The following is a 15,330-nucleotide window of genomic DNA, read 5'->3' as shown; positions in this document are numbered from 1 at the left end:
AAATTGAGAATAGTTATTATTATGATATAAGGAACAAATGCTGTTTTGCATTCTGGTTTCATTTTTTTGTGAATTCTTTCACAGAATACCCTTCTTTCAATGCTTAGGCTGGCGGTAGATTTTGGATCATTAAAACGCGTTATTTGCGTTTCGCCTTAATTTATTCAAGCATTAAGGAAGATTATATGCCGCAACAAAATTATCTGGATGAACTCACGCCTGGTTTTACGCCATTACTGGCAATAAAAGAGGCTTCCCGTTGTTTATTATGTCACGATGCGCCCTGTAGTCAGGCTTGCCCGGCGCAAACCGATCCGGGGAAATTTATTCGTTCTATTTACTTTCGCAATTTTAAAGGCGCAGCGGAAACTATCCGGGAAAATAACGCGCTTGGCGCCGTCTGCGCCAGAGTCTGTCCGACGGAAAAATTGTGCCAGCGCGGATGTACACGTTCCGGAATAGATAAACCTATTGATATTGCACGCCTGCAACGTTTTATTACCGATTTTGAACAGCAGACTGCCATGCAGATTTATCAGCCCGGGAGTAAAACACGCGGGAAAGTCGCGATTATTGGCGCGGGTCCGGCAGGTTTGCAGGCAAGCGTGACGCTAACGCATTTAGGCTATGACGTCACCATTTACGAAAAACAGCCGCAGCCCGGCGGATGGCTGCGTCACGGCATCCCGGCATTTCGTCTGCCGCAAAGCGTACTCGATCAGGAAATTGCCCGCATTGTAGAAATGGGCGTCAATATTAAATGTAATTGTGACGTGGGCGGGTCGCTATCGCTTGCGCAACTCAAAGCCGAATATCGCGCCGTGCTGATGACCATCGGGATGTCCTATGGATCTGATTTACCGTTATTTGAGCAAGCCAGTCACGTAGAGATTGCCGTTGATTTTTTACAGCGCGCCCGTCAGGCCGACGGCGATATTAGCGTTCCGCGTAGCGCATTAATTATTGGCGGCGGCGACGTAGCGATGGATGTCGCCAGTACGTTAAAAATTCTCGGCTGTCCTTCCGTCACCTGCGTGGCGCGGGAAGAATTAGCCGAATTCCCCGCCAGCGAAAAAGAATTTACCAGCACGCAGGCATTAGGCGTATCGATTATTGATGGTTTTACGCCTGTCGCCGTCAGCGGAAATAAAGTGACCTTCCACCATGTACGCCACTCAGGAGAACTGACGCTGGAAGCGGAAAATATTATTTTGGCCGTGGGGCAGCACGCGCGACTGGATACCTTTGCGGAGATAAAAGCGCAGCATAATATTATCGACACGCACAATTATCAAACCGACGACCCGGCGATCTTTGCCGCTGGCGATATTGTTAAAGGCGATAAGACCGTCGTTTATGCGGTAAAAACCGGAAAAGAAGCCGCTCAGGCTATTCATCATTATTTAGAGGAGGCCTGCTCATGTTAACAAAAGATTTGTCTGTTACCTTTTGCGGCGTTAAGTTTCCCAATCCGTTTTGTCTTTCTTCTTCTCCGGTAGGCAACTGTTATGAGATGTGCGCCAAAGCCTATGATACCGGCTGGGGCGGGATCGTTTTTAAAACCATTGGTTTTTTTATTGCCAACGAAGTCTCTCCACGTTTTGATCACCTGACGAAAGAAGATACCGGTTTTATTGGTTTCAAAAACATGGAGCAAATTGCTGAACATCCGCTGGAAGAGAATCTGGCCGCCATTCGACGGCTAAAACAGGATTATCCGGATAAGGTGCTGATTGCTTCCATCATGGGGGAAAATGAGCAGCAGTGGCAGGAACTGGCGCGTCTGGTTGAAGAAGCCGGCGCAGATATGATTGAGTGTAACTTCTCTTGCCCGCAGATGACCTCGCACGCCATGGGAAGCGATGTAGGGCAAAGCCCGGAGCTGGTTGAAAAATACTGTCGCGCCGTAAAACACGGTTCATCTTTGCCAATGCTGGCGAAAATGACGCCGAATATTGGCGATATGTGCGAAGTCGCGCTGGCCGCCAAACGCGGCGGAGCCGACGGTATCGCCACCATCAACACCGTGAAATCCATTACTAACATCGACCTGAACCGCAAAATCGGGATGCCGGTGGTTAACGGTAAATCCAGCATCTCCGGTTATTCAGGAAAAGCGGTGAAACCCATTGCGCTGCGTTTTATCCAGCAGTTGCGAATGCACCCTGAACTGCGCGATTTCCCGATTAGCGGTATCGGCGGCATTGAAACCTGGGAAGACGCTGCCGAATTTCTGCTGCTGGGCGCGGCGACCCTACAGGTGACGACAGCCATTATGCAATACGGTTACCGCATTGTAGAAGATATGGCGAGCGGCCTCAGCCACTATCTGGCCGATCAGGGATTTGCCTCATTACAGGAGATGATCGGGCTGGCGAATGGCAATATTATCCCGGCGGAAGACCTGGATCGCAGCTATATCGTCTATCCGCGGATTAATCAGGAGAAATGCGTCGGCTGCGGACGTTGCTATATCTCCTGCTATGACGGCGGCCATCAGGCGATGGAGTGGGATGAACACAGCCGCACGCCGCATTGCAATACGGAAAAATGCGTCGGTTGTCTGCTGTGCGGTCATGTCTGCCCGGTCGCCTGTATTGATTTAGGCGAGGTCAAATTTAAAAAAGGCGAAAAAGAGCACGCGTTAACGCTGTAGCTCGCGGTATGAAGCCCGGCGCGCAGTTTCGCTGCGCCGGGTTATCTGATAAGCAAGGCAACAGGTCTGGAAAACTACTTCTTACGCGCGTATTTCAGCGAGTCCAGCGCCACGGCGAAAATGATAATGCCGCCTTTGATAATGTACTGCCAGTACGGGTTTACCCCGATATAGGTCAGGCCGTAGTTGATGACGGTAAAGATAATGACGCCGGTCACCACGCCGAAGACCGTACCCACTCCGCCGCTAAACGATACGCCCCCGACAACGCACGCGGCAATCGCATCCAGTTCATACATAAAGCCGAGGTTGTTGGTGGCAGAACCAATACGCCCTGCTTCCAGTAAGCCGCCGAAGGCATAAAACACGCCGGAGAGCGCATAAATCATCAGCAGGTTCAGCGCCACGTTTACTCCAGAAACTTTTGCCGCTTCCGGGTTGCCGCCAATAGCAAAAATGTTTTTACCAAAACGGGTCTTATTCCACAGCACCCAGACAAACGCTACCGCAATCAGGGCGTAAAAAGTGATGTAGGAGAGCCGGAAACTGCCCATCGCCACAAAGCCCTGCGCAAAGGTGGAAAAGCCGCTGTCAAAGCCGGAAATGGGCGAAGCGCCGACAAAGTCATAGTAAAGGGAGTTGATCCCATAAACGATAATCATCGTGCCAAGCGTGGTAATAAACGGTGTCACGTTCAGGTAAGCAATAATGATGCCGTTCACCAGGCCAATCACCGCGCCAATCGCGCAGACAATCAGGATGACCAGCGCAATCGGCATGGTCGCCATTTCCGGAAACACTTTATTGGCGTTTTCCATTGATTGCAGTAATGTGGCCGCCACGACCGCCGCCAGCCCTACCTGACGCCCCGCCGACAGGTCTGTCCCCTGGGTGACGATGAGTCCCGCCACGCCCAGCGCGATAATAATACGTACCGAAGATTGCGTCAGAATATTACTTAAATTCAGCAAACTTAAAAAAGTCGGGTCCTGGAAAATAATAATCGCCAGCAACACTAAAAGAACGACGTAAATTCCGCCCTCTTTCAGCCAGGTCAAAAAGCTTTTCTTGTTTAACGCACTCATAAGGAGCCCCTGATCTTAAAGGTGCAAAGAAGCAAGACGCAAAATTTCGTTTTGCGTTGTTGTTTTAGTATCGACAATGCCGGAAACGAGACCGTTACTCATCACCAGGATACGATCGGTAATCCCTAACAGCTCCGGCATTTCAGAAGAGATAATGATGATCCCCTTGCCTTTTTTCGCCAGTTCCGCAATAAGCTGATAAATTTCAAACTTTGCGCCGACATCAATGCCACGGGTCGGTTCATCCAGCATTAATATTTCCGGCTGCGTTAATAGCCAACGACCAATGATCACCTTTTGCTGATTGCCGCCGGAAAGCGAACCAATTTGCGTGCGATGCCCCGGCGTTTTTACCCGCATGGAGTCAATGACCCATTGGGTGTCGCTTTTCATCCGGGAATTATCCAATAACCCCACTTTATTTTTATAATTACGGATATTCGAAATTAATGAGTTAAATCCGATATCCAGATAGGCGTAAATTCCGGTGGAACGACGTTCTTCCGTCACCAGCGCAAAACCGTGGTTAATCGCTTCGTTCGCAGTGTGATTATTAATTTTCTTGCCATGTAAAGTGATTGTCCCGGACGACTTCTCACGAATGCCAAACAGCGTTTCGACGATATCGGTACGCTTTGCCCCAACCAGGCCGGCAATGCCCAGAATTTCGCCCTTGTGCAAATCAAAGGAGACATCGCGAATGGAAGGCTGGCGCAGCGAGGTCAGGTTACGTACCTCCAGAATCACGTCGCCCGGCTTATTTTCTTTATCCGGGAAGCGCTGGTTCAGGGATCGCCCGACCATCATCGCAATGATCTTATCCATATCCAGCCCTTCCAGCGGCTGGGTGGCAATCCACTGACCGTCGCGCAAAATAGTAATTTCATCGCACAATTGAAAAATTTCTTCCATTTTATGCGAGATATAAACAATACCGCAGCCGCGTTCTTTCAGCTTGCGAATAATGGTGAACAGATGATTAACCTCTTTCTCAGTTAACGATGAGGTCGGTTCATCCATAATAACGATCTTAGCGTTATAGGAAAACGCCTTCGCAATTTCGATCATCTGCATTTGCGAAACGGATAACGTTCCCACGCGCGCGCGCGGGTCAATATCGATATCCAGCTCATCAAATATCGCTTTGGTATCCTGGTACATTTTATCCTGGTCGACAAACATACCTTTGGTGGGATAACGCCCCAGCCACATGTTATCCATGACCGAACGTTGTAATACCAGGTTTAACTCCTGGTGTACCATCGAAATCCCATTCTCCAGCGCTTCTTTCGCCGAATGGAAGTCCACTTCTTTCCCCTGAAATACAATGCTGCCGGAATCTTTTTGATAAATACCGAAAAGACATTTTAATAATGTTGATTTGCCTGCGCCGTTTTCGCCCATTAATGCATGAATAGAGTGCGGACGAACGTTTAAGTTGACATTATCAAGCGCTTTCACGCCGGGAAATGATTTGTTAATGCCACGCATTTCCAACAAATATTCACCCGACGACGGAGAGATCGTGCTGCCCATAATGATACCCTGTCGGCCTTTTTAATTATGACTATCCGCGCCGGATGGCAAAAGAAATACGTTATCCGGTCCGCGGCGCGTCACCCTTCCACGGTTTCAGGGCGCAACAAAATTGCGCCCACAGACGGAAAAGTTATTTTTGGGTAAATTCGCTCAGATTGTCTTTGTCCACGCCGACATAAGGCACGCGCACGATTTTATTCTCAATCTTCCAGTTGGTGCCGTCAGCCGCGCCCTTGCCTTCGGCGAGGTTTTTCGCCAGATCGAATGTCGCTTTCGCCTGATTGTTGGCGTCATTCAGTACCGTACCGGCCATCGCGCCCGATTTCACCAGCGCCAAAGCTTCCGGTAACGCATCGACGCCAAAGACCGGAATCGACGATTTATTATGCGCTTTCAGCGCCTCTACCGCGCCCATCGCCATCGCATCGTTATTCGCGATAACCACTTCAATCTTGTTAGCGTTCGGGCCAGACAGCCAGGCATCCATCTTATCTTTTGCCTGCGCGGTATCCCACATGGCGGTGTCTAACGCCAGTTGCTCGGTCTGAATACCTTTAGCATTTAACTCTTTCACCACATACGTCGTACGGGCTTCCGCATCCGGGTGCCCCGGCTCGCCTTTCAGCAGAACATACTGAATTTTACCGTCTTTATTCAGATCCCAACCCTGATTCGCCTGCCAGTGTTTGGCAATCAAGTCGCCCTGAATCACACCGGATTCTTTAGAGTCAGTCCCGACATAATACGCCTTGTCATAGCTGTCCAGCGCTTTGCGGGAAGGCTCTTTGTTAAAGAACACCACCGGCACATTTTGCCCGCGCGCTTTCTCAATCACCGTACCGGCGGCTGCCGGGTCGACCAGGTTAATCGCCAGAGCTTTAACCCCTTTCGCCAATAAAACGTCAATTTGATCATTCTGTTTGGACTGATCGTTTTGCGAGTCATTCATCAGTAGCTGAACATCCGGCGCGGATTTGCCATCTTTTTCAATAGCCTTACGCACCACGGACATAAAGTTATCGTCATATTTATAAATCGTCACGCCAATACGAGTATCAGCCGCGTGCGCGTGCGCGCCGAATAACAGACTTGCCATCACGGCAGAAAGGGTCAGTACCTTCTTATTCATGGTAGCTCCGGTTTTATTATGTAGGGTATAGCGTAAAAAAATGCCCGGCTGTTCAGCACGTTAACGCGTGTTACTGAACGCCGAAGCGTATTTAGAGCCTATCCCACCAGGCGTTATTGGCGCAGCCAGTTTGGACACGGACAGCGCGCAAAAACCGGAGCGTACACGTAGTACGTGAGGTTTGACTCGCTACGCTCGCCCTTCGGGCCGCCGCTAGCGGCGTTCAAAACGCTAACGCGTTTTGGCGAGCACTGCCCAGGTCCAAAATGGCAAGTAAAATAGCCCTAATGGGATAGGCTCTTATTCAACTCTTTATTTTTGTCCGGTAGTCGCGGGATATTGTGTTAACGGTTTTTATAAGCGAAATACCCCAGCAAAACTGACAACTAACTGTTACACATTAGTTACAGTGCGACAAACGTTGTCATCATAGCTATCACAATGTTAATAAACTGTGAATTTACTCACAGATTGAAAACGGTTACATGCGGTGCGTAATCAGTTAGTGATCAGTACCGCATTCTGTCGCCACGCCACCGAATGGCGCCGCACCAGTGTCGGCATGAAGCAGTGCGTCGCCGTGATATCCAGGGTGCCTGCGGCCCCCTGTAACGCCAGCTCGGTCGCGATTTTCGCCATAGAAGCAATAGGATAGCGCACGGTAGTCAGCTGAGGATCGGTATAACGAGCAATAGGGATATCATCGAAACCGATGACAGACAGATGCAAGGGAATGGCGATGCCGTTATCTTTTAACGCCGTCAGCGCGCCCGCCGCCATGTTATCGTTATAGGCAAATACCGCCGTCAGTTGCAGATTGCGTCCCAGCAACTCAACCATTGCCGACTCGCCGCCCTGCATATCCGGCGTGCCGGTGCCAATCCAGCTCTCCGACGCAGCAACCCCCTGCTCTTGCAGCGCGTGTAACCACCCTTCTCTGCGCATCGCGTCATCTTCAATACGGTGGCTGGAGGCCAGGTAGCCGATGCGTTGATGTCCATTATTCAGCAACATTCGGGTCGCCATTCTGGCACCGCTCACATTGTCGAGACAGACACAACGGTGCGCATAACCCGGCACGATACGGTTAATCAGCACCATACCAGGGATCTGATCCATAAAGTCGCTCAGCTCGCGATCGGTTAAGGCTTTTGAGTGAACAATCAATGCGTTACAACGCTGACGGATCAAGACTTCAATCGCATGACGCTCTTTTTCCGCCTCATGATAACTGTTGCCAATGAGAACATATTTCTGGTGCTGCTGCGCGACCAGATCTACGGCTTTCACCAGAGCGCCGAAAAAGGCATCGGAAACATCCATGACCACGACACCGATGGTATCGCTCACCTGGGTGGCCAGCGCTTGCGCATTCGCATTTGGCCGATATCCCAGCAGGGTGACGGCCTGCATAACGGCGTCACGGGTGTCGGGACTGACCAACGCGCTGTTATTCAGTACGCGGGAAACGGTCGCTACAGACACGCCAGCCTGGCGCGCTACATCACGAATGGTGATCATATTCACTGCCCTGTTTGAGTTCAAAAATGCTCACAAATGCCCCGTTAGCAGGCGGCTATTTTGTCAGCACCCTGCCCAGGGCTGCGTGAGAAACATCACAGGGATGGAAACGGTTACAGCCATTTTGTTAATGAATGTGATCCAGATCGTTATCTGAGCGATCCTGACGCGCGCAACGTGAGTTGACGCCATAACCACTCGACCGGTCCCTGTCGCCAGAAACGTAGCCAGATGACGGAAAAGAGAAGGTTTATTGCCCATACCGGAACGACAAAGAACAAGAGTTCCAGTCGATTGAATTTCATAAATAAGCCAAACTGATAAAACAGTGTGGTACAGATGATCGTCTGCAGCAGATAATTGGTCAGCGCCATTCGCCCTACGCAGGCAATGGCAAGCGTCAGTCTGCATCGGCTAAGCTGCGGCCAGAAGCCAAACATCAGCGCGGCATAGCCCAGCGTTTGCAACGGCGCGCTCAGTTCGCGCGGCGCCTGCAATAAGAAGGCGCACCAGCGGTACGCCCAGTCCAGCCGCCATTGTAAGATGACCGCAGGCAGGTTGATCATTAGCCCTAACGCCACCAGCAGAATCCCGGTACGGCGATAGTGCCGCAGACTGTACTGACCTTTCAGCCAGCCGCTACGCATTAGCGCGGCGCCCAGCAGCATCATACCCGCCAGTTGCCAGCCATACTGCGCGCCGAGCGCCAGTAAACTATTCGACAGCATCTCTGCCCGGTTGCTGATAGCCTCCATGCCGCCGTTCAGCTTCCAGTATTTTTCATACAATATTGCCGACGCATCCGGCGTCCAGGCGCGGCTGGTTTCGCTACTCGATACCACGCCCAGCAGCAGTAGCACGCCAATCCCGACCAGATAAAGGAGTATGCCGGTATTGAACAGGCTTTTTACCGAAGGCGCGTCGCGTACCAGTCGCCAGCAAATTAACCCGACCAGACCGTAGGCCAGCAGAATGTCGCCGTCCCAAAAGAATAACGCATGGATAAAACCTAACAGTACCAATAGCGTTAAGCGCGACTGAATCCACTGTTTACCACGCGGAAGCAGCATTTGTAGCCCCGCGCCAAACAACAACGCGAACAGCGTAAGAAACTTAGCCTGCGCCACAATATCGAGAATCGCCCAGGACCAGGCGTCTTCGGGAACGATCGCGCCGTACCAGGCGGGATTGAGATAAGCCGCCTTCGGCAATCCAAAGGCGCTAATGTTAAGAAGCAGGATACCGAGGATGGCGACGCCACGTACAAAATCCAGCGTGACATTACGCTCCATCGTCTCCGCCTTAATCATGGATGATGGCGAACGGCACGCAGAAACTCCTGGCGCGTATTCTGGCTGGACTTAAACAATCCGCCCAGCGATGTCGTCGTCGTGGCGCTGGTTGCGTCACGAATACCGCGCGCTTTCACGCAGTAATGCACCGCATCAATCGATACCGCTACATTATTGGTGCCGAGCAAGGTTTGCAGCGCCGTCAGAATTTGTTGGGTCAAACGTTCCTGAACCTGCGGACGCTGGGCGAAGAATTGCACGATACGGTTAATTTTCGACAGGCCGATCACGGAATCTTTGGGGATATACGCGACGGTCGCTTTGCCATCAATGGTCACGAAGTGATGTTCACAGGTGCTGGTCAGCGTGATATCGCGGACGGTGACCATTTCATCCACCTTCATTTTATTTTCAATGAGGGTAATTTTCGGGAAATTGGCGTAGTCGAGGCCGGCGAAAATCTCGTCAACGTACATCTTAGCGATACGATGCGGCGTTTCCATCAGACTGTCATCGCTCAAATCGAGATTCAGCAACTGCATAATCTCAGTCATATGCCCTGCGATAAGGCTTTTTCGCGTTTCATTATCCAGTTCATCCATAGGCGGGCGCAGCGGCGTTTCCAGCCCCCGGGCAACCAGCGCGTCATGAACCAGGGCCGCTTCTTTACTGAGTGATGGCATTAATCGTGTTCTCCTGCAGGTGTGGCGCCTCTGCCCTGCATGGGGCAAAGTTTGTCAATATTGTGACAGTGTGATTATTGTGCGTGAGGTAGCGCACATAATCCAGTATTCACGCCCATAATTGTTGAAATTGTCGCTGCCTTTCATGACATCTTTTCCGGTGCGAGAATGCTGGCAGGACAAAGGGCATATTTGTTAACGCAACGTTATTTAAATGATGAAGCATGTTTATGTATTACGGAAGTGAAAGTTACTCACAACGCGGTGAATAATCTGTATTATGAAGAATCTGCATACCTTATCAGGTTCACTATAAAAGGAGCCCCCGCATGGAAATGCTCGAAGAGCACCGATGTTTTGGCGGCTGGCAGCAGCGCTGGCGTCATCATGCCGCCACGCTAAACTGCGCCATGACATTCAGCATTTTTCTTCCGCCGACTCAGGATAATGAACCGCCTCCGGTACTGTACTGGTTGTCCGGGTTGACCTGCAATGATGAGAACTTTACCACCAAAGCAGGCGCGCAGCGTATCGCAGCAGAACTGGGCATTGTATTGGTGATGCCGGATACCAGTCCACGCGGTGAACAGGTCGCCGACGATAGCGGATACGATTTAGGCCACGGTGCCGGGTTTTATCTCAATGCCACACAGCCGCCCTGGGCCAGCCATTATCGCATGTACGATTACCTGCGCGATGAGCTTCCGGCGCTCATCCAGACACAGTTTAACGTCAGCGACCGTTGCGCCATCAGCGGGCACTCGATGGGCGGCCACGGCGCGTTAATCATGGCGCTGAAAAATCCGGGCAAATATACCAGCGTCTCTGCTTTTGCGCCCATCGTCAACCCCAGCCGCGTGCCGTGGGGAATCAAAGCGCTTACCGCTTATCTCGGCGAAGATGAATCAGCCTGGACTGAGTGGGATAGCTGCGAATTAATGCTGGCCAGCCAGCCGCAGGACGCCATTCCTGTGCTCATCGATCAGGGCGACAGCGATCAGTTCCTCGCCGATCAGCTTCAGCCCGCCGTACTGGCGGAAGCCGCGCGGCAAACCGCCTGGCCGATGACGCTACGAATCCAGCCCGGTTACGATCATAGCTATTATTTTATTGCGTCCTTCATCGAGGACCATCTGCGCTTTCATGCCCGGTATTTACGGGGCGAGCGTGAGACGTCACCAACATAATGAATTTTCCAGCGCCGCGCTGTAATTCACCTCCTCCGACTGCGGCGCGGAAGATTTATTATTTAAATCCGCGGCCTGCTGGCGTACCTGAAGGCGGCCGCTGCCCTCTCCGCCTTCATAACTTTCGTGAAAATTACGCAGCTCGGATTCAAACAGCACCGCATCAAGATTATGCAACTTATCCAGCGCCCGCAGGAGAGAAATTAACGTATCAAGATTGAGCCCTCCCCCCTTCTCGATACGCTTGATGGTGGCGATGCCAACGTGCGCGCGATCGGCAAGCTGCTGCTGGGTCATCGAAAGAGACAGACGCGTCTCCTTTAAGCGAGCGCACAACGACAGGATAATCTCGTCGTTATTCATCGTATTGTATTTCACGCTGTTACCCTCTCTTGCGCGGCTGAATTTTCCCCAGCGAACCATGATACGTTTCACGGTATTTAGCGCTCATGTCTTTACCGGTTTCGTACATCGCAGCAATGATCTCATCGAGCGAAATACAGGGTTCGCTTACGCGACTCATCGCCATCGTCGCCGCGTTTATCGCTTTCACGGCAGAGATGGCGTTTCTCTCTATGCAGGGAATTTGTACCTGCCCGCCCAGCGGATCGCAGGTCAATCCCAGATGATGTTCCATGGCAATTTCAGCGGCGCTCAGCGTTTGCTCCACGGATGCGCCCATCAGTTCAGCCAGGCCCGCCGCCGCCATTGAGCACGCCACGCCGATTTCCCCCTGACAGCCAACTTCAGATCCCAGAATAGAGGCGTTTTGTTTAAACAACATCGCGATAGCGGCGGCGGTCAGGAAGAAACGGGTCAGAGCACCGGGCTCCAGCGGCGTGACAAATTTATCATACCAGCAGAGCGCTGCCGGAATGATGCCGCACGCGCCATTGGTTGGCGCGGTAACAATCTGTCCGCCGCTGGCATTTTCTTCGCTTACCGCAATCGCGAAGGCATTGACCCAGTTCAGCGCGGTTAAAAAATCGCTGGCGGAACGGTTAGCCTGTAACGTCTTATGTAACGCACAGGCGCGCCGCGGTACCTGATAGGGACCGGGTAATACCCCCTCAGTATGCAGGCCGCGATAAACCGCCTGCTGCATCACGTCCCATATTTGCGCCAGATAATTCTGCAACGTCTGTGGCGAGTGGCGGCACAGCTCATTTTTCATCATCAGCGCCGCCACGGACAGGCCGTTACGCCGACATAGCGCCAGCAACTGCGCGGCATGACTAAATTCAAAGGGCGACACTGTACGCAAAGGAAGCGATGGCGTCAGCGGCTCGCCATGTTTGCGGACCTGCCCGGCGCCGGTCGAAAACCAGGTCTCTTCATACACCGTGAAATAATCATCTCTGGCGCGAAACGTCATGGCATAAGGATGGCCTGGATGCGCCTGGTGATTGGCGATAATCTTGACTTTTATCGTGATTCCGCCCGCGTCGGAGAGCGGGAGTTCGATTTTGTTTTCATTTTCCGCACGCTTAATCACCGCCATATGCGAACGGAGATCGACATTCTCCGGCTGGCAACCCAGCAGCCCAAGATAAAGGGCGGTATCCACATTGTGGCACTTGCGGCTTAACGATAACGCGCCATACAGCTCGATTTCAATTTCCCGAATTAGCGGCAACGTCTCTTGTTCTCTGAGCAATGAAATAAAGTGACAGGCGGCGCGCATCGGCCCTACGGTACGTGAGCTGGATGGACCTATTACTATTTTGAATATATCAAGGCAACTCTCCATCGTTATATCAATCCTTTCAGTGTCATTCGCGTTCAGTAATAAATAACATCCTCGCACAGTTGGCATATCAAAAGTGATACCTTTTGTGTCTGAACTTTACCTGGTATCAAAAACAACGCTTTTTTAGCCCTTTTCTGGCTGTGATATCTGTGATAGCACAAGATTCCACGCCGCAAAAGAGCCATTATAATACCCGTAAATTAAGGGAGTTATCATATGAGCATTATTTATTTTATTACCACACAGGATATCGATACATTTCAGAAAAAATTACAGGAAACGTTATTTGATGCCGTCACCATGCCGTTTCCGCTATTATTTGATAAACGTTATGCCGCGCTTATCAATACCGCTTATTTAAAGCTTACGCTGCCAACGGAATGTCTGACGCCTGAATTTTATCGCTATTTACGCGAACTCTCATTACAATGGCAGTTTGATTTTTTTATTAAGCCGCAGCCACTGCCTGCTAACGGTATTATCGCGTTTGATATGGACTCGACATTTATTGCGGAAGAAGGCGTGGATGAAATTGCCCGCGCGCTTGGCATGTCGACGCAAATCACCGCCATTACCCAACAGGCGATGGAGGGCAAGCTTGATTTTAACGCCAGTTTTACCCGACGTATCGGAATGTTGAAAGGCACACCGAAAGCAGTGCTGAACGCCGTATGCGATCGCATGACCCTTTCGCCAGGCCTGTTAACTATTCTGCCAGTCATCAAGGCCAAAGGATTTAAAACCGCGATTATCTCCGGGGGACTGGATATATTCACCCAGCGTCTAAAAGAACGGTATCAACTGGATTATGCCTTTTCGAATACGGTTGAAATACGCGATAACGTTCTGACGGATAACATTACCTTACCGATTATGAATGCCGCAAACAAAAAACAGACTCTGGTTGACCTGGCTGCCCGGTTAAATATTGCCACGGAGAATATTATTGCCTGCGGCGATGGCGCCAACGATCTGCCGATGTTAGAACATGCTGGCACCGGTATTGCCTGGAAAGCGAAGCCGGTTGTTCGGGAAAAAATCCACCATCAGATTAATTATCACGGTTTCGAATTGCTTCTTTTTCTTATTGAAGATGAATTATAACGCGACTCACCTCGCCGGAAGGGAATTTTAAAATGAGTATAAAAACATTTATTTTCAGCCAGCCCGATAAGCCGATTGTAAAAGAGAAAAAAGAGATAGACCAGACCTATAAAAAATTTCGTTTTGAGATTATCGCCTCGGTCTTTATCTCTTATGCCGTCTTTTATCTTACCCGTAAAAACTTCTCCGCCGCGATGCCGGCCATGCTGACGCAAACGTCGCTGACCGCAGAAGACTTCGCCATTATGTCTTCTATTTTTTACATTCTTTATGGCGCGATGAAGTTTGTCGGCGGGATGCTGGTCGATAAAATTAACCCGAAAGCCATGACCGGCCCGGTGCTGATTGGCGTGGGGATTGTAAATATTCTGTTCGGCTTTTCCGATAGCGTGGCGGCATTCTACGTACTGTACAGCCTCAACGCGATATTACAGGGCACCAGCTTTCCGCCGATGGCGAAAATTATGGCCTCGTGGTTTTCGAAAAACGAACGGGGACGCTGGTGGGCTATCGTTGAAGCGGCGCACAATATCGGCGGCAGCCTCGCGCCGCTGCTGACCAGTTTTGCTATCGCCTTTAGCGGTAGCTGGAAAATGGGGTTTTATGTTCCCGGCGCCATTTCGCTGCTGATGGGGATAGTGGCGCTATTTACCATTAAAGATCGTCCCGGTACGTTAGGTTTGCCCAACGTGGGGCAGTGGCGTAACGACCCGACGGAACTGGCCCAGGTCAAGGCCAGCCCGGTCAACCTGAGCTTCTGGCAGATTTTTGTGAAATATATCCTGACCAATCCACTGGTATGGATCATTATTATCGGCGATATGTCGGTTTATATTGCGCGCACCATCCTTAACGACTGGCCGCAGATTTACTATTCGCAGGTTCACGGCTGGAGCCTGATAAAAGCGAACTCGATTATTTCCTGGTTTGAGGCGGGCGGACTGGCAGGTGGGTTGCTGGCAGGCTACTTGTCTGACTTTATGTTCAAAAGTAACCGCTGGATGACCGGATTAATCTTCGCGTTAGCGCTGTGCATATGCATCGTGCTGGTGCCGCTGGTTCAGGATACCTCTTACACCCTCACCGCGATTCTGTTCACCATCATGGGCTTCGCCTTATACGGACCGCATATGCTTTTTGCCGTCGGCTGTCTGGATGTGACCCATAAGGATGCGGCGGGATCGATTACCGGCTTTCGGGGATTGTTCAGCTATGTCGGCGCGGCAATGGCCGGTGTGCCGGTAATTATGGTGAAAAATAGCTGGGCGTGGTCGGGCGTTTATATCTATGCGTTAATCGCCATTCTGTTAACGACTCTGTCGCTGGCGCTGCTCTCCAGGCTGCATCGGTTATAACATTCTGGCGACAGCGGCAAAACGCGGCT

At 51.1% G+C, this 15,330-nt stretch carries 13 protein-coding genes; 5 read left to right on the top strand and 8 right to left on the bottom strand.

Annotated features, from left to right (window positions below; translation table 11 throughout):
* The first annotated feature begins 185 nt into the window (after nucleotides 1–185).
* Together OLG56_RS07845 and preA are read left to right on the top strand one after the other, a co-directional pair.
* Nucleotides 186–1,427 carry an NAD(P)-dependent oxidoreductase gene (locus OLG56_RS07845; protein WP_001136398.1) on the top strand — a complete coding sequence of 414 codons (1,242 nt, stop codon included), beginning with the start codon at nucleotides 186–188 and terminating at the stop codon, nucleotides 1,425–1,427.
* Nucleotides 1,421–2,656, top strand: coding sequence for an NAD-dependent dihydropyrimidine dehydrogenase subunit PreA (gene preA, locus OLG56_RS07840; RefSeq protein WP_000956092.1), 1,236 nt, complete (start codon nucleotides 1,421–1,423; stop codon nucleotides 2,654–2,656). Before OLG56_RS07845 ends, preA begins: the two co-directional genes overlap by 7 nt.
* A gap of 74 nt (nucleotides 2,657–2,730) precedes the next feature.
* Here preA and mglC read toward each other — a convergent pair whose 3' ends face one another.
* The 6 genes from mglC to folE form a co-directional block, all read right to left on the bottom strand.
* The gene (mglC, locus tag OLG56_RS07835; RefSeq protein WP_001275101.1) at nucleotides 2,731–3,741 is read right to left on the bottom strand and encodes a galactose/methyl galactoside ABC transporter permease MglC; all 1,011 of its coding nucleotides are present in this window, start codon (nucleotides 3,739–3,741) and stop codon (nucleotides 2,731–2,733) included.
* Nucleotides 3,742–3,756: 15 nt separating this feature from the next.
* Nucleotides 3,757–5,277 carry a galactose/methyl galactoside ABC transporter ATP-binding protein MglA gene (gene mglA, locus OLG56_RS07830; protein WP_000535914.1) on the bottom strand — a complete coding sequence of 507 codons (1,521 nt, stop codon included), beginning with the start codon at nucleotides 5,275–5,277 and terminating at the stop codon, nucleotides 3,757–3,759.
* A gap of 133 nt (nucleotides 5,278–5,410) precedes the next feature.
* On the bottom strand, nucleotides 5,411–6,409 hold the full coding sequence (gene mglB / locus OLG56_RS07825; RefSeq protein ID WP_001036937.1) for a galactose/glucose ABC transporter substrate-binding protein MglB: 999 nt from the start codon (nucleotides 6,407–6,409) through the stop codon (nucleotides 5,411–5,413).
* Nucleotides 6,410–6,907: 498 nt separating this feature from the next.
* Nucleotides 6,908–7,930: an HTH-type transcriptional regulator GalS gene (galS, locus tag OLG56_RS07820; RefSeq protein WP_000628634.1), complete on the bottom strand. Its 1,023-nt coding sequence runs from the start codon at nucleotides 7,928–7,930 to the stop codon at nucleotides 6,908–6,910.
* A gap of 149 nt (nucleotides 7,931–8,079) precedes the next feature.
* Nucleotides 8,080–9,222, bottom strand: coding sequence for a DUF418 domain-containing protein YeiB (gene yeiB, locus OLG56_RS07815; RefSeq protein WP_001612136.1), 1,143 nt, complete (start codon nucleotides 9,220–9,222; stop codon nucleotides 8,080–8,082).
* 14 nt (nucleotides 9,223–9,236) lie between these two features.
* Nucleotides 9,237–9,905: a GTP cyclohydrolase I FolE gene (gene folE, locus OLG56_RS07810; RefSeq protein ID WP_001139611.1), complete on the bottom strand. Its 669-nt coding sequence runs from the start codon at nucleotides 9,903–9,905 to the stop codon at nucleotides 9,237–9,239.
* Between the two features lie 329 nt (nucleotides 9,906–10,234).
* Here folE and fghA point away from each other — a divergent pair, with 329 nt between their 5' ends.
* Nucleotides 10,235–11,092 (top strand): S-formylglutathione hydrolase, encoded by an 858-nt coding sequence (gene fghA, locus OLG56_RS07805; RefSeq protein ID WP_000425490.1) that lies wholly within the window; start codon nucleotides 10,235–10,237, stop codon nucleotides 11,090–11,092.
* Here the strand turns inward: fghA and OLG56_RS07800 are convergent.
* Nucleotides 11,081–11,470, bottom strand: a complete 390-nt coding sequence (locus OLG56_RS07800; protein WP_000876817.1) for a helix-turn-helix domain-containing protein — start codon at nucleotides 11,468–11,470, stop codon at nucleotides 11,081–11,083. The genes fghA and OLG56_RS07800 overlap by 12 nt on opposite strands.
* Nucleotides 11,471–11,474: 4 nt before the next feature.
* Nucleotides 11,475–12,842, bottom strand: a complete 1,368-nt coding sequence (locus tag OLG56_RS07795) for an L-serine ammonia-lyase (RefSeq protein WP_021000519.1) — start codon at nucleotides 12,840–12,842, stop codon at nucleotides 11,475–11,477.
* 216 nt (nucleotides 12,843–13,058) lie between these two features.
* Between OLG56_RS07795 and serB the strand changes: the two genes are divergently transcribed.
* The gene (gene serB, locus OLG56_RS07790; RefSeq protein WP_023262920.1) at nucleotides 13,059–13,946 is read left to right on the top strand and encodes a phosphoserine phosphatase SerB; all 888 of its coding nucleotides are present in this window, start codon (nucleotides 13,059–13,061) and stop codon (nucleotides 13,944–13,946) included.
* 32 nt (nucleotides 13,947–13,978) lie between these two features.
* Complete coding sequence (locus OLG56_RS07785) at nucleotides 13,979–15,301, top strand: MFS transporter (protein WP_000023812.1); 1,323 nt, start codon at nucleotides 13,979–13,981, stop codon at nucleotides 15,299–15,301.
* Nucleotides 15,302–15,330: the final 29 nt, after the last annotated feature.

The sequence above is a fragment of the Salmonella sp. 2018103 genome (assembly GCF_026247685.1).
Classification (GTDB): Bacteria; Pseudomonadota; Gammaproteobacteria; order Enterobacterales; family Enterobacteriaceae; genus Salmonella; species Salmonella enterica.
This window is presented reverse-complemented; position numbering and strand designations above follow the sequence as displayed.